The sequence below is a fragment of the Spirosoma aerophilum genome (assembly GCF_054782495.1).
This window is the reverse complement of the sequence record NZ_BAAGSJ010000004.1, coordinates 619,675-642,164: the sequence shown is the minus strand read 5'-3', so window position 1 is coordinate 642,164 and position 22,490 is coordinate 619,675. Positions and strand designations below refer to the sequence as shown.

The window sequence follows — 22,490 nt, the reverse complement described above, 5'->3', positions numbered from 1 at the left end:
TTTTCTCCAAACTAAAAACCATCTCATGAATAAACGAATGGGGCTTTTGGCGGCATTGACGCTCTCGGCTAGTGTTGTGCTGGCGCAGAATAAGCCTAAAGCGGAGGACGTACAAACGTTCACGCTTAAAAACGGCATGAAATTCATGGTCCTCGAAGACCATTCCATTCCCAACGCCAATTTCTATTCGTTCTGGAAAGTCGGCTCCCGTAACGAAGTACATGGCATAACCGGTCTGTCGCACTTTTTTGAACACATGATGTTCAATGGAGCCAAAAAATACGGCCCCAAGCAGTTCGACCGGGTGATGGAAGCGAATGGGGGCTCGAACAATGCCTATACCACGCAGAATACGACGGTATATACCGACTGGTTCCAGAGCGGGGCGCTGGAAACGATCTTCGGGCTGGAAGCCGACCGGATTCGTGATCTGGCTATCGACCCGAAAATGGTCGAGAGTGAGCGGGGCGTCGTGCTGTCGGAGCGAAGCACCGGACTAGAGAACAGCAATTACCGGGTTATCAGCGAACTGGTACAGGCAACAGCTTTTGTCGAGCATCCCTACATGTTTCCGGTCATCGGTTTCGAGTCGGATATAAAAAAATGGACCCAGGCCGATCTGGAGAAATATTTTAAAACCTATTATTCGCCAAACAATGCCGTGGCCGTGGTGGTCGGTGATGTAACGGCAGCTCAGGTAAAGAAACTGGCCGAACAATACATAGAGCCTATTCCGGCGCAGAAACTGCCCGACAGCCTGCGTACGGTTGAACCGCCCCAAAACGGCGAACGGCGCGTGACGACTTACAAAGACGTAGCTACGCCCAATATTTTGATGGCTTACCATACGCCCGCCACTCGCCACTCCGACTATTACGCCCTCGATTTACTGAGTGGTGTGCTCAGTTCGGGCAACTCATCAAGGCTGGTAAAATCGCTGGTGCTGGATTCGACCGTTGCCTCGCGGGCGTTCACCAATTTTGGCGAATCATTCGATCCCAGTCTCTTCTCGATCTATGCCATTGCCGCCAGTGGTATTACGGCTGAAAAGTTAGAACAGTCGGTGTTGCACCAGATTGACAAAGTCATCAACGAGGGAATTACTGATGTGGAACTGCAAAAGCTGAAGAATCAGAAACTGATGGAGTTTTACCGGACGATGGAGTCCATCAACGGCAAAGCCAACTCATTGGGCACTTATGAACTGTTCTTCGGGGATTATAAAAAGCTCTACGAAGCACCGGCCCTCTATGAGAAGGTGACGAAGGAAGATGTGCAGCGCGTAGCCAAGATTTATCTGACCAGCCGTAATCGAACGGTAGGATATCTTTTGCCAGAACCCAAAGCGAATCCGGTCAAGAACAATTAAACAACCCGATATCGCCCAACCCTATAATGTTTTTGAAAAACTTGCGGGAATTCACAATAGATCATCAATGAAATACATACATACTTTATTCATTATCCTTGTGGTAGTGACCTCTTCCCTGGCGCAAACGTTCAAGGTGCCGCCCTACCAGAAGTTCAAGCTAAAAAACGGCATGACGGTTTATTTGATGGAGCAGCATGAGGTGCCGCTTATCAACGTCTCGGCCGTGTTCGATGCCGGGGCTATTCAGGATGGGAATCGCTATGGATTGGCCAGCATGACGGCGGATGCGCTGTTATTTGGTAGTGCCAAATACACGAAAGCCCAACTGGAAGAAAAAACTGAATACGTTGGCGCAAGCGTAGACACCTATGCGGGGAAAGAAGTGGCTAAACTGACGGCGTCCTTTGCCGTGAAAGACCAGGATCTGCTCTTCGATATTATTCAGGACGTGATCACGAAGCCGACCTTCGATCAAGGCGAGTTCGATAAATATAAACAACGGCAACTGCTTCAGCTAACCCAACAGAAAGAAAGTCCGAGGGGCGTGATAGCGTCGTATTTTAACAAGTTTGTGTTTGACGGCCATCCATATGCCAATCCGCTAACGGGTACTCCCGCTTCGGTGTCGGCCATATCGGCTACCGACGCCCGGCAGTTTTACCAGAAGAATTTCACTACCGATCGGGCGGCTATCGCTATTGTGGGCGATTTCAGTACGGCAGCCATGAAGAAACGCATCACCGATTTGTTTGGTAACTGGAAAACGGCGGCCGCCACCTCGCCCGTTCTGGCAGAACCCGCCGTAGCGTTCGACAAAAGCCGGGTGTTGCTGGTGAACAAAGACGATGCCCGCGAAACAACATTCCTGATTGGCGGCAAAGGGATCACTCAGAATAACCCTGATTTCATTCCCGTCACTGTTGTTAATACCATTCTGGGTGGTCGGTTTACATCCTGGCTGAACGATGCTTTGCGGGTTAATTCGGGCCTGACGTATGGGGCGAGCAGCCGGTTCGGGACATTTCGAAAAAGCGGAACATTTACTGTTTCAACCTTCACGAAAGTCAGCACGACCACGCAGGCAATTGATATGGCGTTGCAGGTGTTAGACAGTTTGCATCGAACGGGCATTGATGAGAAAACTCTGTCGTCGGCTAAAAACTACGTGAAAGCTGACTTCCCGCCCCGATACGAGTCAGCCAGCGAACTCGCTAACCTGCTGACCGATATGTTTAGCTTAGGTTTCGATGAATCGTTCATCAATAATTTTCAAAAGAACGTGGATGGTCTGACCGTGGCGAAAACCCGTCAGATCATCGATCAGTATTTTCCGAAAGATAAGCTTCAGTTTGTGCTGGTGGGTAAGGCCGATACCATTCGGGATAAGGTGAAGAAGTACGGAACCATCACCGAGAAAGAAATTAAAGCCGAAGGGTTCTAACGGTATCGCGGCTGAAAAGTCGCGTTAGACACAAAGCGGCACAAGGAACACATAGAATAGATTTCTTTATGTTCCTTGTGCCGCTTTGTGTAAATAACCCTACCTTTGTTATCGAGTTTTTGGTGCCTGATGCTGCTTCGTGGTAGCTTTCAAGGCTTAAAAGGGAAGTTGGTGAAATACCAGCGCTGTCCCCGCAACTGTAAGTCTTTTTTAAAATCGGTTCAATCCACATGACCACTGCGCTGACGTTCGGCGTGGGAAGGTCCGAACCGATAAGACGAGCCAGGAGACCTGCCGAAGACCATCCGTTGTTCTGGCGTTCGGAGGAAACGCCCCAATCGCGTGCTGTTAATGCACATATTGTTCAAAGGTATAGTGGGAAAGAAAGCCCTTTATTGGTGGCTGCTAGGGCTGTTTGTCGGTTTGTTATCAAGTCAGAACAGTTTGGGTCAGGCTGATTCATCGGTTGTGTCGCTATCGGCTGTGACGGTGCGGGCTATTACGCCTGAGCGGTTTCTGGCAGGTCAAAAGCTTCAGCGGATAGATTCGACAACTCTGCTCCAGTTTCGCTTTGGCTCCCTGACAGATTTACTGACAGCCAATACACCGTTGGCGTTCAAGAACTATGGCCCCGGGCAATTGGCAACGGTTTCCTTTCGGGGTACATCGGCCAGTCATACGGCCGTTCTCTGGAACGGCATTAACATCAACCAGCCCAATCTGGGTCTGACCGATTTTTCGACCTTACCCGTTGCAGGCTTCGATAAGTTATCGGTTCAGTACGGCTCGTCGGCCAGCGTTGTCGGGTCCGATGCCGTGGGTGGGAGTATTCTGTTGGGCAGTAGTGCTATCTGGAAGCCGGGTATTCAGGTAACACTTGGCCAGCAACTCGCCAGTTTTCAGAATAACCAGACGCAGTTGGGTGTTCGCTATAGTTCAGCCCTGGGAGCCGCCTGGAAACTATCGGGTAAGACCTTTGCCTACCGAAACCAGTTTAACAACGCTTATCCATCGGCCGAACGCCGGAATTACTTTCTGGAACAGTCTACCACCGCACAGCGGGGCCTGGTTCAGGATTTATATTTCCTGCATAAAAGTGGCCGACAGCTGTCGGTCAATGTATGGCTGACGGATAACGACCTGATTCTGTCGCCAAAAGACACCATCGCCCGGGAGCGTACCCGGACGCAATCGGCCCGGTTCCTGACAACCTATGAGTCAAACCACCTGACGCTCCGCCTGGGCTGGATGCATGATGTGCTCGATTATGCCAAGGGTGATTTTGACCTGCCAAGCCATACCGAAACAGACCGGTTCATCGGCCGCGCCGAGCGGGAGTTTAGTCTCACACCGGCAAACGCTAAACTGGGCCTGAACCTCCGGGTTGGAGGAGAATGGTCGCATTACCGAACCCGCACGGACGGCTACATTCGCCCATTAATTGATGAAGACCGCGGTGATTTGTACGCGTTGCTCCGGCTTCAGACCGCTCGCTGGCTCGTATCGGCCAATCTGCGTCAGGCGTTCGTAACACATTTTAATCCACCGCTTACGCCATCGCTTGGCACAGAATACCGGCTGGTGCAACACAGCAAGTTTGGGCTGACAGCGAAAGCGGCCATTAGTCGCAGCTACCGAGTGCCAACGCTCAATGAACGGTACTGGGCCGGTTTGGGTAACCCGGATTTATTACCCGAAAAAGGGTTTAATCTGGAAGCCGGACTAGCTTCGACGCTGGTGATTAATGAACACCTCTCCCTAACGTCTGAAGCAACCGTCTACCGCAATCGGGTGGACAACTGGACATACTGGAATCCAACCACCAATTACCACGTTGAAAACCTGCAGCTGGTTGTTGCCCGTGGGGGCGAATTGACTGCTTCGTTAGCGTATGCGCGAAATAACTGGCGCGCGGGTCTTCGGGCGGGGTATGCGCTGACACGCTCGTCGCAGGAGCGGGCCTACGACACCTATGCGCAGGAGGTGATTGGCAAGCAACTGATCTACGTGCCCATTCATACCGAAACGCTCAATGCCTATGTGCAGCGGGGGCAAACGCGACTCAGCATACAAACACAGGCCAGTTCGCGCCGATACATCACATTCGATAATAGTCAGTTTTTCAAGGGCATTACCCTGACGAACATCCTGCTGGAAACGACAACCAAACTTGGTCCGGTACCTGTTCGACTACAGGGACAGATCAATAATGTGTTTGATGCGCTGGCCTTCAGCGTCAAACGAAATGCACTGCCCGGGCGAAACTGGGCACTCAATGTTCTTATCAATTTTCCATCTACTAGTTTATGAAATACCAAGTTACAAAAGGAATCGCGCTGGGTTTGCTGGCGCTGAGCGTCTGGAATTGTAAAACGTCTGATCCTGAGCCAACGCCCTATGAGTCGGGGGTATATATACTAAATGCCGGTAATTTCTTCGATAACAACGGCACCATCTCGTTCCTGTCACGAAACAGCAATACCGTTGCCACCAACATTCTTCAGGCAGCCAACCCAACATTTCTGCCGAGTGGCGGCATACAGGGCTACACCGAAGTGAATGGTAAAGGCCTGATTTTGGTCGATAACAGCGATACCGGCAAGGATAAGGTCGAGATTGTTGAGGCTGGTACGTTTGTATCCCGCGCCACGCTCAAATCGCCGGATATCGAAAACCCGCGTCAGGTAATTCAGGTGGGACCGAACAAGGCCTATGTGAGCTGCTGGGATGTGTCTGGCTCGGGTAATGCGTTCTATAAAGACCCCGGCTATATTGCCGTTATTGACCTGAACTCGGGTACGGTTACTAAAAAAATACCGGCGGTAAAAGGGGCTGAGAAAATGGTTGTGGTCGGTACCGAAGCATTTATCGGAAGCAATACCTACAGTGGCGATCAAACCCTGTTGATCATTGACCTGAACACCGACACCGAAAAGCAACGCATCGCTTTTGGCTCGACGCCTGAGCCGCTGGCGGTTGACGCGACGGGTAAATTGTGGATTCAGGCCGGAAAAGATCTCGTTCAGATTGACCCCGCGAGTCGGATTGTTGCCAAGCGATTAACATTTGGCGCGGCACCCTCTTCGGTCGTGATGAGTGCCGATAAACGAGCGTTTTATTACGTGTTGAGTGGCAAAACTTACCGGCTTCCTATCGAAGCTGCTACGTCTTTGGGTAGTCAGATAATTGCCCGTTCATTCAATGCGCTGGGAGTTGATCCACAAACCAAACGCATCTACGGCAGCCCATCGCCTACGCTTTACAAGCAGGCGGGCTATGTGATTCGATATGACGAAAATGGCACGCTGGTCGATTCTGTGAAAGCCGAAATTGCCCCACTCGGGTTTTATTTCCGATGAGTCGGCAGCGGGCCGTTATGAACTGGAGCGGGGGTAAAGATTCGGCCCTTGCTTTATACCATAGCCGTCAATCCGGACAATGGGATATTCAGACGTTGCTCACAAGTGTCAACGATGAATATGGCCGCGTGAGCATGCACGGTGTCCGTATCGGGTTGATGACGGCCCAGGCCGAGCGATTGGGTATTCCGTTGCAACTACTGCGTTTGTCGGGCAATGTTTCCATGGAGGTATACGACGCGCAGATGCAGACCACGCTTCAGGAACTGACGCAGACCGGAATTACGCACTCTATTTTCGGCGATATATTTCTGGAAGACCTGCGCCGTTATCGCGAAACGCAGCTACAACGGGTAAGTCTCGTAGGTGAATTTCCGCTCTGGCATCGGAACACACGGGAACTGGTTCACGAGTTTGTTGATGTGGGCTTCCGGGCTGTGCTGGTTTGCGTCAACGAAAAACACCTGAGCGCTGACTTTATCGGTCGCGAACTGGATCTCGATTTACTCAAAGATTTGCCCAGAACAGTTGACCCTTGTGGCGAAAATGGGGAGTATCATTCCTTCGTGTATGATGGCCCCATCTTCTCCAGCCCGGTCCCGTTTGTAAAAGGTGATATCGTTCGACGGACGTATACCACCTCGGGCGGAACCGATGATCACACAGACCAGGCCGAACCCAATGCAACATGGGATACCGGTTTCTGGTATCAGGATTTGATTTCCGAGGAATAACCTGGCTATGGTTATTTTCCGGGTAGTTTGAAAAGGCGTGCCACGGTTCAAAACCGGGCACGCCTTTTTCATATGTGCACCAGAAACATTAAAATTAGTACGCTAATTACCCTTATTGTCATACTATTAGCTGAAATTTTCTTATTATTGGTCTTTTATACCTAACAATACTCACCTTTCTATGAAACGTAGAGAAGCCTTGCAACAGGCGGCCCTCATGATGGGGGCTATGCTGTCGGCTCCCACACTGGCGGGCGCTATGGGTCGTGTGACCAATACCGGTCCGAGCGTGGCCGTCTCGCCCGATCAGGAAGCCCTTCTGGCTGAGGTTGCTGATGTTATTATTCCAACTACAACAACGCCGGGAGCCAAAGCCGCTGGCGCCGAAAAGTTCATTGTTCGGGTCATGCGCGACTGCTACCCCAAAGCCGATCAGGAGAAATTCTACGCGGGTCTGGCCAAGCTGGATGCCGACAGTAAAACCAAATTTGGTAAAGGCTTTGCCGCGCTGGAAGGGGCGCAGAAAATTGAGATGGTCAAACAAACCATGACCGCCGACAAGCCATTTTTCCTGCGCATGAAAGAGTTGACGACTACCGGCTACTTCACATCGGAAATCGGGGCCACCAAAGCGCTCGAATACCTGCCCGTTCCGGGCCAGTTCAACGGTTGCATGCCTATGAAACCCGGACAGAAGACGTGGGCATTGTGAAAAGTATGTAGGAGTTAGGAGCGAGTCGTGAGGAGTTATCCGGCGGCACAAAACATGCCGGTCCGCCGATGCGGTTAGCCCTCCTCGCTCCTAATACTGATTCTTAACATAAGAGTAAGGAGTGAAAAGTGAAAAGGGTTACTGCGTCAGCAAAGAGCATGCCGGTCAGCCCTCCTCACTTCTCGCTCCTCACTACTAACTCCTTAAAAAACATGTACCTTAATATAGATTCCATTAAAGACCAGACCTACGATGCCATTGTCATCGGGTCGGGCATATCAGGTGGCTGGGCCGCCAAAGAATTGACCGAAAAGGGGCTGCGCGTCCTGATGCTCGAAAAAGGGCATAAGCTCGACCACGTAACCGACTACGAGTACGCCATGAAAGATCCCTGGCAAACCCAGTATAACGGTCGTCTGACGGAGGAGCAGAAAGAGTCGCACCCGAAACTGGCGCGCGACTACCCGTACAATGAAATGACCCAGAACTACTGGATGAAGGATACCGACTCGAACTACAAAGAAGTGAAGCGGTTCGACTGGTATCGGCCAAACATCGTTGGCGGTAAATCCATTATGTGGGGTCGGCAGTCGTACCGGCTGAGCGATATCGATTTCGGTGCTAACGCCCGCGAAGGGGTTGCGGTCGACTGGCCTATTCGCTATAAAGATGTAGCCCCCTGGTATTCTTATGTCGAGAAGTTTGCCGGTATTTCGGGCGAGAAGCTAAACCTGCCCCAACTGCCCGACAGCGAGTTTCTGCCACCCATGGAAATGTACTGTGTAGAGAAAGAAGTTCGGAAGCGGATCGAGAAAAACTTCCCCGGTCGAACCATGACCATTGGTCGGGTAGCCAACCTGTCGAAAGCCGCTCAGGCGCAAATGGGCGTTGGCCGGGCCTCGTGCCAGTACCGGAACAAATGCTCCCTGGGCTGCCCATACGGCGCTTACTTCAGTACACAGTCGTGTACATTACCGCCAGCGGCCAAAACGGGTCGGTTAACCCTGCGTCCTGACTCCGTCGTGACGGAAGTGATGTACGACGAGAACAAAAAACGGGCAACTGGCGTCCGCATCGTCGATGCTGTAACCCTACAGCCTAAAGAATACTATGCCAGCATCATTTTCGTGTGCGGCAGTACACTAGGCTCAACAGCGGTGTTACTCAACTCGAAGTCGAACCGTTTCCCGAACGGTCTGGGTAACGACTCGGAGCAGCTGGGCCATAACCTGATGGACCACCACTTCCGTATCGGCGCATCGGGCGACTGGGAAGGCGATCTGGATAAATATTACATCGGTCGTCGGGCCAACGGTATTTACGTGCCTCGCTACCGCAATATCGGTAACGACAAGCGTGATTACCTGCGCGGCTTCGGTTACCAGGGTGGCGGCAGCCGCCAGGGCTGGCAACGGAACATTGCCGAGATGAGCTTCGGGTCCGATTACAAAGAGGAGCTCACCAAGCCCGGTCCGTGGACAATGGGTCTGGGCGGTTTCGGTGAGACCCTGCCTTACTACGAAAACCGCATGTATCTCGACAAGAACGAGAAAGACAAATGGGGTATGCCGTTGGTGGTGTTTGACGCCGAGCTCAAGGAGAATGAGAAGAAAATGCGTATCGACATGATGAACGATGCCAAGGAAATGCTGGAATCGTCGGGCGTTAAGAACGTGAAAGCGTACGACCGGGGCTCGTACCTGGGCATGGCCATTCACGAGATGGGTACCGCCCGCATGGGTCGCGACCCCAAAACGTCGGTGTTGAATGGCAACAACCAGATGCATGCCGTGAAGAACGTATTCGTGACGGACGGTGCCTGTATGGTATCGGCCTCCTGTGTGAACCCGTCGCTGACCTATATGGCACTCACCGCCCGTGCGGCTGACTTTGCCGTGAAGGAGATGAAGCGGAAAAGTATTTAATAAGCACTTTGATTAAGTAGCCCCCGCTGTGCCAGAGTCTGGTCAGGGCGGGGGCTATTTTTTTAACGCCCTGGCAGGAGAGGCTTCTCTTGTTACAGTACATTGAATGACGCTACGTGAATTTGATTTGGCCGTCTATCCCAACGCTTATCACTCGATCCGGGTCTATTTAGGAAAACATGCCTATGAAGACTCTCCAGTGGCTTTTAATTGCATTTGCCGGGCTGTTAGGCTGTTCAAGATCTACTCCAGACCCTGCGTTTAGTGGAGATACAAAAGCTACGCTGAATGGCCAGGCGTGGGGTGGATTTTCGACTGCCTGGAAAAATCCCGGTGACTCCTGTGGAATCAATACGATCACGCTAAGTATTCAAAATAAATTATCTTATCCGAAGGCTCGCTTACAAGCGCCCGCCTATTGCGCAGGCTATTGCGGTGATCAATCACTTACCTTCACCAGAATACCCCTGTCAGTTGGCGTATACGCGCTGTCAATGCATCAGCCTTGTCCGGCAAGTACAAATCAGGTAGGAGTGAGCTTCACAACCTTGATTGGGGGTGATGTCATTCGAGATCAATACCAACCTGATTTAACCAGGACGGGCACGATTAGAATTACCCGGTATGACCCGGGAGCAGGTGAAATTGAGGGCACTTTTGATGTTTCTTTAGTCAGAGATAATCGTAGTCAGACCAAATCCGATGCCGCTGAAATAGTCCATTTCCAAAATGGCTCTTTTAAGACCAAGCTGCCTTAATTGATTCTTACACATATACAGCTATCTGGCCCAAAAACATGTGCTTGCTGAGTTATGCCACCGTTGGACACCTTCTTACAACAAGCCGGTTACACCTATGAAACTTTGTTTGCTTGCTCTTCTTTTTTTGGCTGGCGAGGTTCCCTATTCGTTGTATGGGCAGGTGCTGCCAGAAACAAATAACAAAAGACACTATAGTGATGTAGCGGCAAGAAAAGAAGCTGCCTTTCTCTATCGAAAAGTAAAGGTGGGTTATCCATTTGACAAGCTGGCAGTCGCTTATTCTCAGGATTACGGTTCTTACGCCATGGGTGGCAAATTAGGTTGGCAAAAAACGAATCAGTTCGTGCCTGTTTTTGCTGACGTAGTTAGTCAAATGACGCCAGGCCAAATTTCGAAGCCATTCAAAACGGAGTTTGGTTATCACATTGTGCAACTGATAGACAGGAGAGAAGGAGAGGTCTTGACCAGGCATTTGCTTTTAAAGACATGGCGTTATACAAATAGCACCAGGTAAAGGGATGCTAACGGATAAAACAGAGATTGGCCCTTTTATTCGCTAGCATCCCTTTACTCGGTGCCATTCGTGTGCTGCCGGTATGGTTTAAGTCTAATTATGATTAGAATAACCTGCCTACAAAAATCAATAATACAGCACCACCAACGGCAATCAGCAAATTCATAAATAGGCCGTCGTTTTCCGGGTCGTTGCCGAGCTTACGGGCCACGAAGCCACCCACAAATCCTCCTACAATTCCGAGAATAATATTGACGATGGCCGAATTATGGCTATCCATCAGGCGGCTGGCTATATAGCCGGCAATACCACCGACAATAATTGAATACAGGAATCCCATGTCAGCAAGTGTTTAGATGAACGGTTTGTGATGTACCTACGCAATGCTACAAAAAACAATCTATTTTTGTATTATTATCAGGATTATTTGGACTAAAAATTCTGACAGCCAATGGGTATAAATGGGCACATTTTTCACTTTAAGAAGCAATACGCTGCTCTCTAATAAAAACAACTACTTAACTTAAGTAGGTCCTTCATATGAATAAATTGGTGCTAATGAAACGCTCAGCCCTGGCGCGACGGATAGTAGCGTTATCGGCCGCCGGATTAGTGGTTGGTGGAGCCTTTATCGGGGCTTATCAGAACAAAAACCTGAACGGGGCCTCTAACCCCTACCTGACAACCTTGTTCGCCCAATTAAGCGACGACGACAAACACGATCCAAAATATGCAGTGGGTAGCCTGAACGTAGCGCCGGGCCTCGAGGCAACCCTGTTTGCCGCCGAACCCATGCTGACCAACCCCACCGACATCGATGTGGATGCACGGGGGCGGGTCTGGGTCTGCGAAGCGTACAACTACCGGCCCGGGATCAATGGCAACCCAACCCGCAAGGAGGGCGACCGTATTGTGATTCTGGAGGATACCAACGGCGATGGAAAAGCTGATGTGACGAAGGTGTTTTATCAGGATCCAAGTATCGAATCACCACTCGGTATCTGGGTGCAGGGCAATAAAGTCATTGTGTCCGACAGCCCAAATGTTTGGGTGCTGACCGATGAAAACGGCGACGATAAAGCCGACAAGAAAGAGCTGTTGTTCACCGGCATTGGTGGAGAGCAGCACGACCACGGCATGCACACCTTCGTATTCGGACCGGATGGGAAATGGTATTTCAACTTCGGTAATGCGGGTGAGCAGCTTCTTGACAAGGACGGCAAACCCGTTATCGATATTGCCACCGGTAAACCTATCGATAAGCAAAATTTCAAGCAAGGGATGGTGTTCCGTTGCGATCCCGACGGAAAGAATGTCGAACTCCTGGGCCAGAATTTCCGGAACAACTATGAGGTGGCCGTCGATTCCTACGGTACGCTTTGGCAGTCGGATAATGACGACGACGGCAACAAAGGCGTCCGGATCAACTACGTGATGGAGTACGGTAACTACGGGTACACCGACGAACTGACCGGCGCAGGCTGGCAGGCAAATCGGGAAAATATTGAACCCGAAATTCCACGGCGTCACTGGCACCTCAACGACCCCGGTGCTATGCCTAACCTGCTTCAGACGGGGGCCGGTTCGCCAACGGGCATGATTGTGTACGAAGGCAATTTGCTTCCAGAAGTGTTTCGCAACCAGATGATCCACTGCGATGCGGGCCCGAATGTGGTACGGTCGTACCCGGTTCAGAAAGATGGTGCAGGCTATAAAGCCGAAATTGTGAACGTACTGGAAGGCGCCCGTGACCAGTGGTTCCGGCCCGCCGACGTTTGTGTAGCTCCTGATGGCTCGCTAATTATTGCCGACTGGTACGATCCCGGTGTGGGTGGTCACCAGGCCGGTGACCAGAGCCGTGGCCGCGTTTATCGCGTGGCGCCACCAAATTCGCCCTATAAAATTCCGAAGGTCGATGTGACAACGGTCGAAGGCGCCATCGAAGCACTTCAAAGCCCCAACATGTCGATTCGCTATGCGGGCTGGCAGTCGCTGCGGAGCATGGACAAAAAGGCCGAAAAAGCGTTGGCTAAACTGTACAAAACATCGGCCAACCCCCGGATGCAGGCGCGTGCGCTCTGGCTGTTAAGCAAGCTCGATAAAGGATCGAAATACATTGAAACCGCTCTCAAAAGTGATAACTCCGACCTGCGGATTACGGCGCTTCGGGCCGCTCGTGAGCTGAAAGGAGACATTACTCCATACATTAAGCAGTTGGTCAACGATCCCGAACCACAAGTTCGCCGGGAGTGCGCGATTGCGTTACGGAAAAATCTGGCCAGGGGACCACAATCACCTGAAGCACCGGCTTTATGGGCGCAGCTGGCCAGTCAGTATGACGGTAAAGACCGCTGGTATCTGGAGGCTTTGGGTATTGGGGCCGATGGAAGCTGGGATACGTATTACACCGCCTGGGTGAAGCAAATGAATAATGACCCGCTTGCCAACGCTGGTGGACGTGACATTGTTTGGCGTGCCCGCACTAAAGAATCAATCCCCATGCTGGCCAAACTGGCGGGCGATCAATCGGTGGATGTTAGCCAGCGGTTGCGCTATTTCCGGGCGTTTGATTTCAACCCCGCGGCACTCGAAAAATCCAATGCCTTGCTCGGCATCTTACAGGCAAACAGCAACTCGACCGATGTGACGAAGCTGGCCCTGCGCCACCTTGACCCGGCTTTTGTGAAAAGCTCCCCGGTGGCAACTACGGCCCTGAACAAAGTTATGAATGATGTATATGGCACTCCTGAATACATCGATCTGGTAAGCCGCTACGAACCCACCACCGAAAACGCACGTCTGAAGCAATTAGCTGTTCAGAAAGCGAGTGATGGGATGGGCCGTGATGCGGCCCGGCAATTATTGAAGCAAAAAGGCGCTTCGATGGCCTGGGAGGTGATCAACGGAAATGATGCCGATGCCGCAGCGAATATGCTGGTAGCCCTGCGTCGTGTGGGTAACAAAGAGTCCATCGAGATGCTGAAAACAGTAGCGCTCGACGAAAAGAAACCAGCAGCTTTACGCCGGGAGGCAACCCGCTCGCTGGGTGGCAGTTCCGAAGGGGCTGATCTAGTGGTGGCTTTATTAAAGTCCGGCGATATCAAAGGCGAGTTTAAGAAGTCGGCTGTGCAGGGCGTTAGTAACGACTGGCGCAAGAGCATCCGGCAGCAGGCTGCCAGCTTCCTGGATGGCGGTCAGAGCGCCGAAGGGAAAAAGCTACCCGCCATTAATGAGCTGTTGGCCATGAACGGCGATGCCGCCCGTGGCGTATCGGTGTTCAAGAACAATTGCAACATCTGTCACCAGGTCAACGGAGAGGGTATGGACTTCGGTCCGAAGCTGTCGGAGATCGGCTCCAAGCTCCCTAAAGAAGGGCAATATCTGGCCATTCTGCATCCCGATGCCGGTATTAGTTTCGGCTATGAAGGCTGGGAAGTGAAGTTTAAAGATGGTAGTTCCATGGCCGGTATCGTGTCCAGCAAAACCGAGACTGACCTTCAGATGAAGTTTCCGGGGGGCGTAGTCCAGAATTACAAAATGGCCGACGTTGTTTCGATGAAGCAGATGGAAAATTCCATGATGCCGTCGGGTTTGCAGGAAGCCATGAGTACCAAAGATTTAGTGGATTTAGTCGAATATTTAGCCAGTTTAAAGAAAAAGTAGAACCAGGATTTTTGTGATTTTTCTGACTGACTATGATTTCTTTAAGGAGCTTTCTAGGAAAGCAAAAATCATAATCAATCAGAAGAATCATAAAAATCCCGGTTCAGACACCCTCCCTATGCAACGACGCAATTTCGTAAAATCAACCTTTGGAGCCGCTGGCTTAGGCGCGGCCGGATTAGGTCTTACCGGTGCCGTAACCACCGAATCTGTAGCCGGCAACTGGCACTCTCAGCCTGCCTTTCTGGCCAAGAACAATTTCAAACTGAAATATGCTCCGCACTTTGGTATGTTTGAAAACAGTGCGGGGAAGGACCTCATCGACCAGCTTAAATTCATGGCCGATCTGGGATTCACCGCGCTGGAAGATAACGGTATGATGGGCAGGGAGCCCGCCATGCAAACCAAAATAGGTGAAGAAATGGCCCGGCTGGGCATGACAATGGGCGTGTTCGTACTCGATAAGGGGGGCAACTCACAAAACACACTGGCCGCCGGGAAGCAGGAGTTTATTGACATTTTCCTGAATGGCTGCCGAAAAGCCGTTGAAACAGCCAAGCGCTGCAACACGAAGTTCACGACGGTGGTGCCCGGCGATTTCGAGCGGAATCTGCCCATTGGCATTCAGACGGGACACGTGATCGACGCCTTACGTCGGGGTGCCGATATTCTGGCACCTGCCGGACTAACGATGGTGCTCGAACCATTGAGCGATTCGCCAAACCTGTTCCTGCGTACGTCAGATCAGACCTACGAAATTTGCCGGGCGGTCAATAGCCCATCCTGCAAGATTCTGTTCGACATTTATCACATGCAGAAGAACGAAGGGCATGTCATTCCGCACATTAACTGGTGCTGGAGCGAAATCGGCTACTTCCAGATTGGTGATAACCCCGGCCGGAACGAGCCGACAACGGGCGAGATCAACTACAAAAATATCTTTAAACACATTTACCAGAAGCAGAAAGCCGAGGGAAAAGAGTTCATTTTCGGCATGGAACACGGTAAGTCGCAGAAGGGTAAAGAAGGCGAAATCGCGTTGGTGAAAGCTTACGTCGAGTCGGATAGCTTTACCGTGTAGTTTGTGGTGCCGACCGGAGAGGTCGGCACTATATAAAAATGGGCATCAGGCAGAATAGCCTGATGCCCATTTTTATTAAATGTCTTTGTTAAAGAACAACAACCGAATTCTCTTCGTACGAAACACCGCTTGGAACGTATTTGTCAGCGGCTGTATCGTTTGTCCATGTTGTACCATCCAAAACGTAACGGAACTGGTATTCGCCACCAACGGGCAATTCTACCGTCGTTTTGTAAGAACCATCTTTTTGCTTTTTCAGGGCCTGGGCATCCCAGCCGTTGAATTCACCGGCCAGAGCGACCGTTTTCGCACCGTTGACGGCTTCGGCCGACAACTCAAATGTAACTTTCGCAAGGGGCTTGCTTTTGAGGAATTGTTTGGCAACTGCCATAGAGGTTCACTGTTTGGTTTTCAATGCAAAGTTATAATACAAAATCAGTAATATTATAGTTATCAGAAGGTTAACCCACAATATTCTTTACATAGTTATAATTAATATATCTTGTTTTATAATTAGTTGTATGGGAAACGTACTATTTTAATGCCTTAGTTCAGGTACTCCCATAGCGAATGAGCCACTCTAAAAATAGCCTTTACCTACTCAAATAGCCATTAATGACGCTAATTGAGAACTGATGAACCAATCCACTATAGGGATTATATATTGTTTTTAGACAAAATGGCCATTTTGGGGCCAACATGTATCATGGAATGAAAATATATCCGGCGGTAGTAAATGGGTTCTAGTTTTACTATTTGACCCGTTAACGAAGGCAGGTAACTTACTTTACTTCACGTATTTGCTCTTTCAAGCGTAAGATAGCCGCCAAAAAGTCCAGCCGCCATTTGAGCGTACACTTAGCCAATACCCAAACTTAATGGACTGGCTGCTGTGCCGGATACGTTCGGTATTCCTGCCACCAATGCCAGGCGCCCTGAAAAGCGATCAGGCAGAAAATAGCGTACTCGACACCCACTAGTTTCACCCCTTTCGTAAAATACATGTACGTGCTGATGATGTCGACCAACAGCCATACCCACCAGCATTCCAGCTTTTTGTGAATCATCATAAACGTACCAATGATGCTCATAACCGTGGTAAACGAGTCGAGGTAGGGGAACGCACTTGGCTGGCTGAACATGACCGGGAACCAGATGTGAAGATTCTGCGCAAAAGTGCCTAGGATACCGGTAGCCACCAGCCCGCCCAGCAGCACCAAAACAAGCGGCTTGCCAATCAGGCGGGTAATGCGAAGTTCGTTGCGGCTATCGGCCTCCAGTGCTTTCGGGTGTGTCCACCGCCACCAGCCCTGCAGGTTCGTGATGAAGAAGAATATCTGCAAAAACATGTCGGGGTAAAGCTGAATCTGATAGAACAGAAAGAAGAACAGCAGCACACTGGCTGCACCAATTGGCCAGCTCCACACATTGGCTTTAGCCGCCAGCCAGGTAGCCACCGCCCCTGATGCCGCCCCGAAAAATTCGAGGTAACTCATGGGGTAGTCCCATAGCGTAAAGAAGATGGTATGGATGTCGAAAAAATCGGCCATGGGTATAAAAAAACGGTGGGGGTTCTTTACTTTAACAACACGAAAGTACGGATTAACCGTTTACCTAAATCGTTACCTATGCAACGTATTGCCATGCTCGGGGGCGGCTTCATTGGCCGCTTCTACGCCGAGTCCATTCACGGCCAGCGCAGCCGCGACAAAGTGGTTGCCATTTACGCCCGTCGGGAAGAAACCGCCCAAAAGTTTGCCGCCGACTATGGCTGCGATTTCGCTTCGACCAACATGGAAGAAGTGATCGCCCATCCCGATGTCGACATGGTTTGCATTGCCCTGCCGAATAACATCCACGAAACGGCCGTCAACCTTTGTGCGAAACACAAAAAGTCGGTGGTGTGTACCAAGCCGCTCGGCCGCAATGCCGACGAAGCCCTTCGGATGATGCAGACAGTTGAAGAGGCCGGTATCTTCGCCGGGTATCTGGAAGACTTATGCTATACGCCGAAGTTCCTGAAGTCACTGGAAAGCGTCAAAAGTGGAGCGCTGGGCCGTATTCTCTGGGCGAAATCCCGCGAAACGCATCCCGGTCCGCACTCCGACTGGTTCTGGGATAAAGAGCAGGCCGGGGGCGGGTGTATGCTCGATCTGGGTTGCCATTGTGTGGAGATTTCCCGGAATTTTATCGGAAAAGACGTAAAACCCTTAGAGGTCATGTGTTGGGCCGCCACGCAGGTAAAACCCATTGACGCCGAAGACCATGCCATTGCGCTGGTGAAGTACGAAAACGGGGCTATCGGGCAGTTTGAAGTAAGCTGGACCTTCCGGGGCGGCATGGACCTCCGCGACGAGGTGATGGGCACCGAAGGCACCATCTGGATCAATAACTTCCTGCGGACAGGCTTCGAAATGTTTACCACCGGAAAAGGTGCCGATTATGTGGCCGAAAAAGCCGAATCCAACACCGGCTGGTTATTTCCCGTCGGCGATGAGGTGAACGATCTGGGCTACAACCACATGTTTACCGACATGTTCAGCGCGCAGGAAGAAGGCCGCGACCCCGCCGAAACCTTCTATGATGGCTATGTGGTAAACGCCGTGCTCGACGCAGCCTATAAATCAGCCGAAACGAAGCAGTGGGAGAAAGTAAATTTGCCGGTCTGGCGTGGACAAGAAGGGCTTAAACCTGAATCGACGCTGGTCGAGTACGACGCCGATCATTACCTCATCAAGCAGGAAATGACCCACGACGGCCGCAACAAGGTAATTCTGAAAGAGAAAGCCAGCGGTAAGATTATTGAGCGCGATATTGTGTAAGCGCCACCTGTGTTCAGGTAGATGGCTGGTTGTTATTGAATAGAAGCTGACTTTATTTCTTGCGTAAAAAACGCATCTCATCTTATGTGGCTGGAATCTAAAAAAATTGTGGTCGTGGGTGGCACGACCGGCATGGGTCTGTCGGCGGCCATGGCGTTTGTTCGGGAAGGGGCACAGGTCGTGGTTGTCGGGCGAAACCCGGAGAGCTGTACATCGGCGGAGAAACAACTGGATGGGAATGGGCTGGCCATGTCCGGCGATGCCTCCGACCCACAAACGGCTCCCAAGGCCATTGCCCTTTGTCAGCAGATTTTCGGGGGCTTCGATGGCCTGTACCATGTAGCGGGAGGCAGCGGCCGACGGTTCGGCGATGGCCCTTTGCACGATATCACGCTGGATGGCTGGAATTACACGGTAAACCTCAACCTGACATCGATGATGTTATCGAATCAGGCAGCTGTGCGGGCGTTTCGGGCGCAGGGTGGGGGTGGCGTTATCCTCAATATGGGTTCGGTGCTGGGCGAGCGGCCCTCACCGACCTATTTTGCTACCCATGCCTATGCCGCCGTGAAATCAGCTGTGATCGGCTTCACTAAATCGGTGGCGTCTTATTATGCAAACGACAATATCCGTGTCAATGTGCTGGCCCCGGCCCTTGTCGAAACCCCAATGGCCCAGCGAGCTACCAAAGACGAAACGATTATGGCGTTCACAAAAACCAAGCAGCCGCTCGACGGCGGTCGTATCGGTCAACCCGATGACCTCGACGGAGCGGCTGTGTATTTCATGTCCGACTATTCTGCTTTTACCACCGGGCAGGTACTCACCATTGATGGCGGCTGGAGTGTGAGTGAAGGGCAGGTTTAAATGATGATGTATATATCATGATTGAAACGCCACGCCTGACACTCGTTCCCCTGACGCTCGATCAGCTCCGTACGCACCTGGCCAATAAGTACGAGTTAGAACAGATTTTTGGCCTGAAAAAAGGCTATAGGGAGGTTGTCGAACCTGTTCGGAGTATCGTCGTTTATTTCACGATACCGCGCTTGCAGGACCCCTCGCTCGATCCGCTCTTTCACACGCTGTGGCTGGCCATTGACCGTGAAAAACAACAGTTTGTGGCCGAAGCGAAGTTCAAAGGGGAGCCCGACGATACCGGAACCGTTGAAATTGGCTACGGAACCTATCCGGGTGTACAGCGGAAGGGGTACATGACCGAAATGGTTGGCGGTATGGTAAACTGGGCGCTGCAGCAACCCGGTGTTGTGCGGGTAGTGGCCGATACAACCGCCGACAATGTAGCCTCACAGAAAGTGCTTGAAAAGAGCGGCTTTCGCCTGTTCGACCAGATCGAAGACATGCTTTGGTGGGAGATTAGTAAATAAACCGTTTCTAACGCTTTTTTGAGCCAACAAACCCCCTACCATTTTGCAGCCCGTACCCATTAAAACCACGGTTGTCGGTTCGATGCCGTTTCCTGGCTGGCTTGAATTTTCGAGTCAGAACCTGTCGCAGTTCGGCCCGGCCGATGTTAACGAAATGATCGAAGATGCGGTCGTTACCTCCGTTCATGACCAGGTTGCCGCCGGACTGGACGTCATCACCGATGGTGAGCAAACCCGCTTCGACTTCAATCTGTCGTTTTACGGCTACATCAATGGCATTCAGAATAACGACACGGAGCTGCGTCGATACGGCCCACCGGCTCACGACCAGCGCGGAAAGCACAACATCATTGAGCCGCTCACCGCTCCAAAAGGCCTGGGTGTAGTTGACGAATATCTACGGCTGAAACGGCTGGCTCCCGAAGGGCAGGGTCTGAAAGTGTCCATTCCGGGGCCGTATACGCTCAGCGGCCGGTTGCTGCCCGGTAGTTTATATAAAGACCGTTGGGAAGTAACGGAAGCGCTGTTGCCGCTGGTCAATAAAGAAATTGCCGATCTGGTGGCGCTGGGTGTCCCGGAAATCTGCGTCGACGAACCGTCTATGTCGTGCTATGCTTACCGCGAAGACACCAAACGCTTCGTGGATATCTTTAACCGGACGGTGGCACCGGGCGTGGGTAAAACCCGCCTGTCCATGCACCTCTGTTTCGGCAATTATAAAGGTCGGTCGGTGGGCAAAAAGAGTATTGCCCCCATGCTCCCCGACTTCCTCGACATGACCGTCGATGAGCTGCATTCTGAAATGACCATTCTGAATTTCTCGGAAGTAAACCTGCTGGCCCGCTTCGCCGAGAAATTCGATGTGGCGGTGGGTGTCATCGACGTCAAAAGCTATTACATCGAAACCCCCGAAGACGTAGCCGAGCGCATCCGCAAATGCCTGCCCTACGTCCCCGCCGAAAAGCTGGCCGTTGCCCCTGATTGTGGCCTGAGCCAAACCGCCCGCTGGGCTGCGAAGCAGAAGCTGGCTAATATGGTGGCCGGGGCAAAAATTGTACGGGGCGAACTGTAGAGACGCAAGTGATTGCGTCTCTACAGTTCCAATCCCTCCGCTAGCTCACATCGCTCTTTTTCCAGCTTCCCGATGTTCTCATTCAGCAACATTCGCGTTCTGGCGTTGTCGAAGTGTTCGCTATAGGAGGCCCGGAGCTCTTTGCGTTTCATGGCTTCCAGAAAACGGCGGATATCATCGACGGTTTCGAGCAGGAGGGGGGGGACTTCGGTAGGCCGTTCGTCGTCGTCTTTGGCAACCATAGTGAAGTACGAGGTATTCGTGTGCTTTACCGTTCCTGACTTTACATTCTCGGCAATCACTTTGATGCCAACGACCAGCGATGTTCGGCCCACGTAATTCACCGATGCCAGTAGCGAAACCAGTTCACCCACTTCGACCGGCTGGCGAAAATTAACTCCATCGACGGATACTGTTACGCAGTATTGGCCGGCGTGTTTGGCCGCGCAGGCGTAAGCCACTTTGTCCATCAGCGACAGTAAAATGCCGCCGTGGACACGACCGCCAAAATTGGCATACGACGGAATCATTAACTCTGTAAGGGTAGTTTGAGAATGGCTAACGGGCTTAGCGTTCATCTGGGACCGGGATTTATTTGATTTGTCTGATTTTCTGGATTTTGCTAGACGGCGCTGAGTAAAGAAAAGACACTGTCATTCTGAAAGGTACAAAAATGAAGAAGCCACTCCTTTTTTGGAGTGGCTTCTTGAAAAATCAAGCTAATTAACTAAATCCTATAAATCCAGGTTCAGACGGAAAAACTCTCTCCGCAACCACATGTACGCGTTGCGTTGGGGTTTTTGAACTGAAAACCTTTCCCGTTCAAACCGTCGGAGAAATCGAGTTCAGTACCAGCCAGATAGAGCAGACTTTTGCGATCTACTAAAATCTTGATGCCTTTATCTTCAACAAGATGGTCGGTGGGTTGCTGGGTCGCGTCAAACTGAAGGTCGTACATCAACCCTGAACAGCCGCCACCTTCTACTGCTACCCGGATGGCCGTATCTTCAGCAAGACCGTCTTTCTGACGGAGTTCAACAATCTTATTTTTGGCGATATCAGAAACCGTAACCATAGTTGTAATCGAATCAATGTTGAGGCATATCAATGCTTTCTCTATAACTTTCGGCCAAACGGAAAAGTTCTTTCTGTACCCGACAGCTTCCAGCTGTCAGTAGGCCGATATTTTTTAACACCGACAGCCAGAGGCCGTCGGCTACAACACACCCATGCTCACCAACGTCGAACATATCGGTATTGCCGTCCGCGATCTGGCGGCATCGAATGAATTATTTGCCAAACTACTGAATGTGCAGCCCTATAAAGCTGAAACAGTGGCCTCAGAAGGGGTGTCAACATCGTTCTTTAAGGTAAACCAGACCAAGATTGAACTGCTTGAAGCGACTAATCCGGATAGCCCGATTGCAAAATTTCTGGAGAAGAAAGGGGAAGGAATTCATCACATCGCCTTTGAGGTAGACGATATCCTGGTTGAGATTGACCGCTTGAAAGCCGAAGGGTTTACTATATTAAACGAGGTGCCTAAGCGGGGTGCCGATAATAAACTAGTGTGTTTTCTGCATCCCAAAGGCACAAACGGCGTTTTGGTTGAACTGTGTCAGGAGATAAAGGAATAAGGAGTACGA

At 51.1% G+C, this 22,490-nt stretch carries 21 protein-coding genes and 1 riboswitch; of the genes, 16 read left to right on the top strand and 5 right to left on the bottom strand.

Annotation, left to right across the window (positions count from 1 at the left end; all coding sequences use genetic code 11):
• Nucleotides 1–25: 25 nt before the first annotated feature.
• From ACYVK4_RS04440 to ACYVK4_RS04400, 9 genes are all read left to right on the top strand, one after another.
• The gene (locus tag ACYVK4_RS04440) at nt 26–1,369 is read left to right on the top strand and encodes a M16 family metallopeptidase (protein ID WP_461126280.1); all 1,344 of its coding nucleotides are present in this window, start codon (nt 26–28) and stop codon (nt 1,367–1,369) included.
• Between the two features lie 67 nt (nt 1,370–1,436).
• Nucleotides 1,437–2,813, top strand: coding sequence for a M16 family metallopeptidase (locus ACYVK4_RS04435; protein WP_461126279.1), 1,377 nt, complete (start codon nt 1,437–1,439; stop codon nt 2,811–2,813).
• Nucleotides 2,814–2,916: 103 nt separating this feature from the next.
• A riboswitch (cobalamin riboswitch) is annotated at nt 2,917–3,126 on the top strand.
• A gap of 38 nt (nt 3,127–3,164) precedes the next feature.
• Nucleotides 3,165–5,123 (top strand): TonB-dependent receptor plug domain-containing protein, encoded by a 1,959-nt coding sequence (locus ACYVK4_RS04430; RefSeq protein ID WP_461126278.1) that lies wholly within the window; start codon nt 3,165–3,167, stop codon nt 5,121–5,123.
• The gene (locus ACYVK4_RS04425; protein ID WP_461126277.1) at nt 5,120–6,172 is read left to right on the top strand and encodes a YncE family protein; all 1,053 of its coding nucleotides are present in this window, start codon (nt 5,120–5,122) and stop codon (nt 6,170–6,172) included. Before ACYVK4_RS04430 ends, ACYVK4_RS04425 begins: the two co-directional genes overlap by 4 nt.
• A complete protein-coding gene (locus ACYVK4_RS04420) occupies nt 6,169–6,906 on the top strand; it encodes a Dph6-related ATP pyrophosphatase (RefSeq protein WP_461126276.1) in 738 nt (245 codons plus the stop codon). The genes ACYVK4_RS04425 and ACYVK4_RS04420 overlap by 4 nt, the downstream gene beginning before the upstream one ends.
• Before the next feature lie 181 nt (nt 6,907–7,087).
• Nucleotides 7,088–7,618 carry a gluconate 2-dehydrogenase subunit 3 family protein gene (locus tag ACYVK4_RS04415; protein WP_461126275.1) on the top strand — a complete coding sequence of 177 codons (531 nt, stop codon included), beginning with the start codon at nt 7,088–7,090 and terminating at the stop codon, nt 7,616–7,618.
• 212 nt (nt 7,619–7,830) lie between these two features.
• Entirely contained in the window at nt 7,831–9,543 is a 1,713-nt protein-coding gene (locus ACYVK4_RS04410) for a GMC oxidoreductase (RefSeq protein ID WP_461126274.1), read from the top strand.
• A 185-nt stretch (nt 9,544–9,728) separates the two neighbouring features.
• Nucleotides 9,729–10,301: a hypothetical protein gene (locus ACYVK4_RS04405; RefSeq protein WP_461126273.1), complete on the top strand. Its 573-nt coding sequence runs from the start codon at nt 9,729–9,731 to the stop codon at nt 10,299–10,301.
• Between the two features lie 97 nt (nt 10,302–10,398).
• On the top strand, nt 10,399–10,818 hold the full coding sequence (locus tag ACYVK4_RS04400; RefSeq protein WP_461126272.1) for a peptidylprolyl isomerase: 420 nt from the start codon (nt 10,399–10,401) through the stop codon (nt 10,816–10,818).
• Between the two features lie 103 nt (nt 10,819–10,921).
• On the opposite strand, the gene ACYVK4_RS04395 is transcribed toward ACYVK4_RS04400, so the two are convergent.
• Nucleotides 10,922–11,158: a GlsB/YeaQ/YmgE family stress response membrane protein gene (locus ACYVK4_RS04395; protein WP_461126271.1), complete on the bottom strand. Its 237-nt coding sequence runs from the start codon at nt 11,156–11,158 to the stop codon at nt 10,922–10,924.
• Nucleotides 11,159–11,376: 218 nt separating this feature from the next.
• Between ACYVK4_RS04395 and ACYVK4_RS04390 the strand changes: the two genes are divergently transcribed.
• Nucleotides 11,377–14,481, top strand: coding sequence for a PVC-type heme-binding CxxCH protein (locus tag ACYVK4_RS04390; RefSeq protein WP_461126270.1), 3,105 nt, complete (start codon nt 11,377–11,379; stop codon nt 14,479–14,481).
• A 118-nt stretch (nt 14,482–14,599) separates the two neighbouring features.
• A complete protein-coding gene (locus ACYVK4_RS04385) occupies nt 14,600–15,562 on the top strand; it encodes a hydroxypyruvate isomerase family protein (RefSeq protein ID WP_461126269.1) in 963 nt (320 codons plus the stop codon).
• A gap of 88 nt (nt 15,563–15,650) precedes the next feature.
• Here the strand turns inward: ACYVK4_RS04385 and ACYVK4_RS04380 are convergent, their stop codons facing one another.
• Complete coding sequence (locus ACYVK4_RS04380; protein WP_461126268.1) at nt 15,651–15,953, bottom strand: isoamylase early set domain-containing protein; 303 nt, start codon at nt 15,951–15,953, stop codon at nt 15,651–15,653.
• Between the two features lie 484 nt (nt 15,954–16,437).
• Entirely contained in the window at nt 16,438–17,112 is a 675-nt protein-coding gene (pnuC, locus tag ACYVK4_RS04375) for a nicotinamide riboside transporter PnuC (RefSeq protein WP_461126267.1), read from the bottom strand.
• A 78-nt stretch (nt 17,113–17,190) separates the two neighbouring features.
• Between pnuC and ACYVK4_RS04370 the strand changes: the two genes are divergently transcribed.
• The 4 genes from ACYVK4_RS04370 (at nt 17,191) to ACYVK4_RS04355 (ending at nt 20,844) form a co-directional block, all read left to right on the top strand.
• Nucleotides 17,191–18,384, top strand: a complete 1,194-nt coding sequence (locus ACYVK4_RS04370) for a Gfo/Idh/MocA family protein (RefSeq protein WP_461126266.1) — start codon at nt 17,191–17,193, stop codon at nt 18,382–18,384.
• 84 nt (nt 18,385–18,468) lie between these two features.
• Nucleotides 18,469–19,251: an SDR family NAD(P)-dependent oxidoreductase gene (locus ACYVK4_RS04365; RefSeq protein ID WP_461126265.1), complete on the top strand. Its 783-nt coding sequence runs from the start codon at nt 18,469–18,471 to the stop codon at nt 19,249–19,251.
• 17 nt (nt 19,252–19,268) lie between these two features.
• Nucleotides 19,269–19,772: a GNAT family N-acetyltransferase gene (locus tag ACYVK4_RS04360; RefSeq protein WP_461126264.1), complete on the top strand. Its 504-nt coding sequence runs from the start codon at nt 19,269–19,271 to the stop codon at nt 19,770–19,772.
• 43 nt (nt 19,773–19,815) lie between these two features.
• Entirely contained in the window at nt 19,816–20,844 is a 1,029-nt protein-coding gene (locus ACYVK4_RS04355) for a methionine synthase (protein WP_461126263.1), read from the top strand.
• 20 nt (nt 20,845–20,864) lie between these two features.
• Here ACYVK4_RS04355 and ACYVK4_RS04350 read toward each other — a convergent pair whose 3' ends face one another.
• Together ACYVK4_RS04350 and ACYVK4_RS04345 are read right to left on the bottom strand one after the other, a co-directional pair.
• Complete coding sequence (locus ACYVK4_RS04350) at nt 20,865–21,422, bottom strand: acyl-CoA thioesterase (RefSeq protein ID WP_461126262.1); 558 nt, start codon at nt 21,420–21,422, stop codon at nt 20,865–20,867.
• Nucleotides 21,423–21,592: 170 nt separating this feature from the next.
• Nucleotides 21,593–21,919: a HesB/IscA family protein gene (locus ACYVK4_RS04345; RefSeq protein ID WP_461126261.1), complete on the bottom strand. Its 327-nt coding sequence runs from the start codon at nt 21,917–21,919 to the stop codon at nt 21,593–21,595.
• Between the two features lie 154 nt (nt 21,920–22,073).
• Between ACYVK4_RS04345 and mce the strand changes: the two genes are divergently transcribed.
• Nucleotides 22,074–22,481, top strand: coding sequence for a methylmalonyl-CoA epimerase (mce, locus tag ACYVK4_RS04340; RefSeq protein ID WP_461126260.1), 408 nt, complete (start codon nt 22,074–22,076; stop codon nt 22,479–22,481).
• Nucleotides 22,482–22,490: the final 9 nt, after the last annotated feature.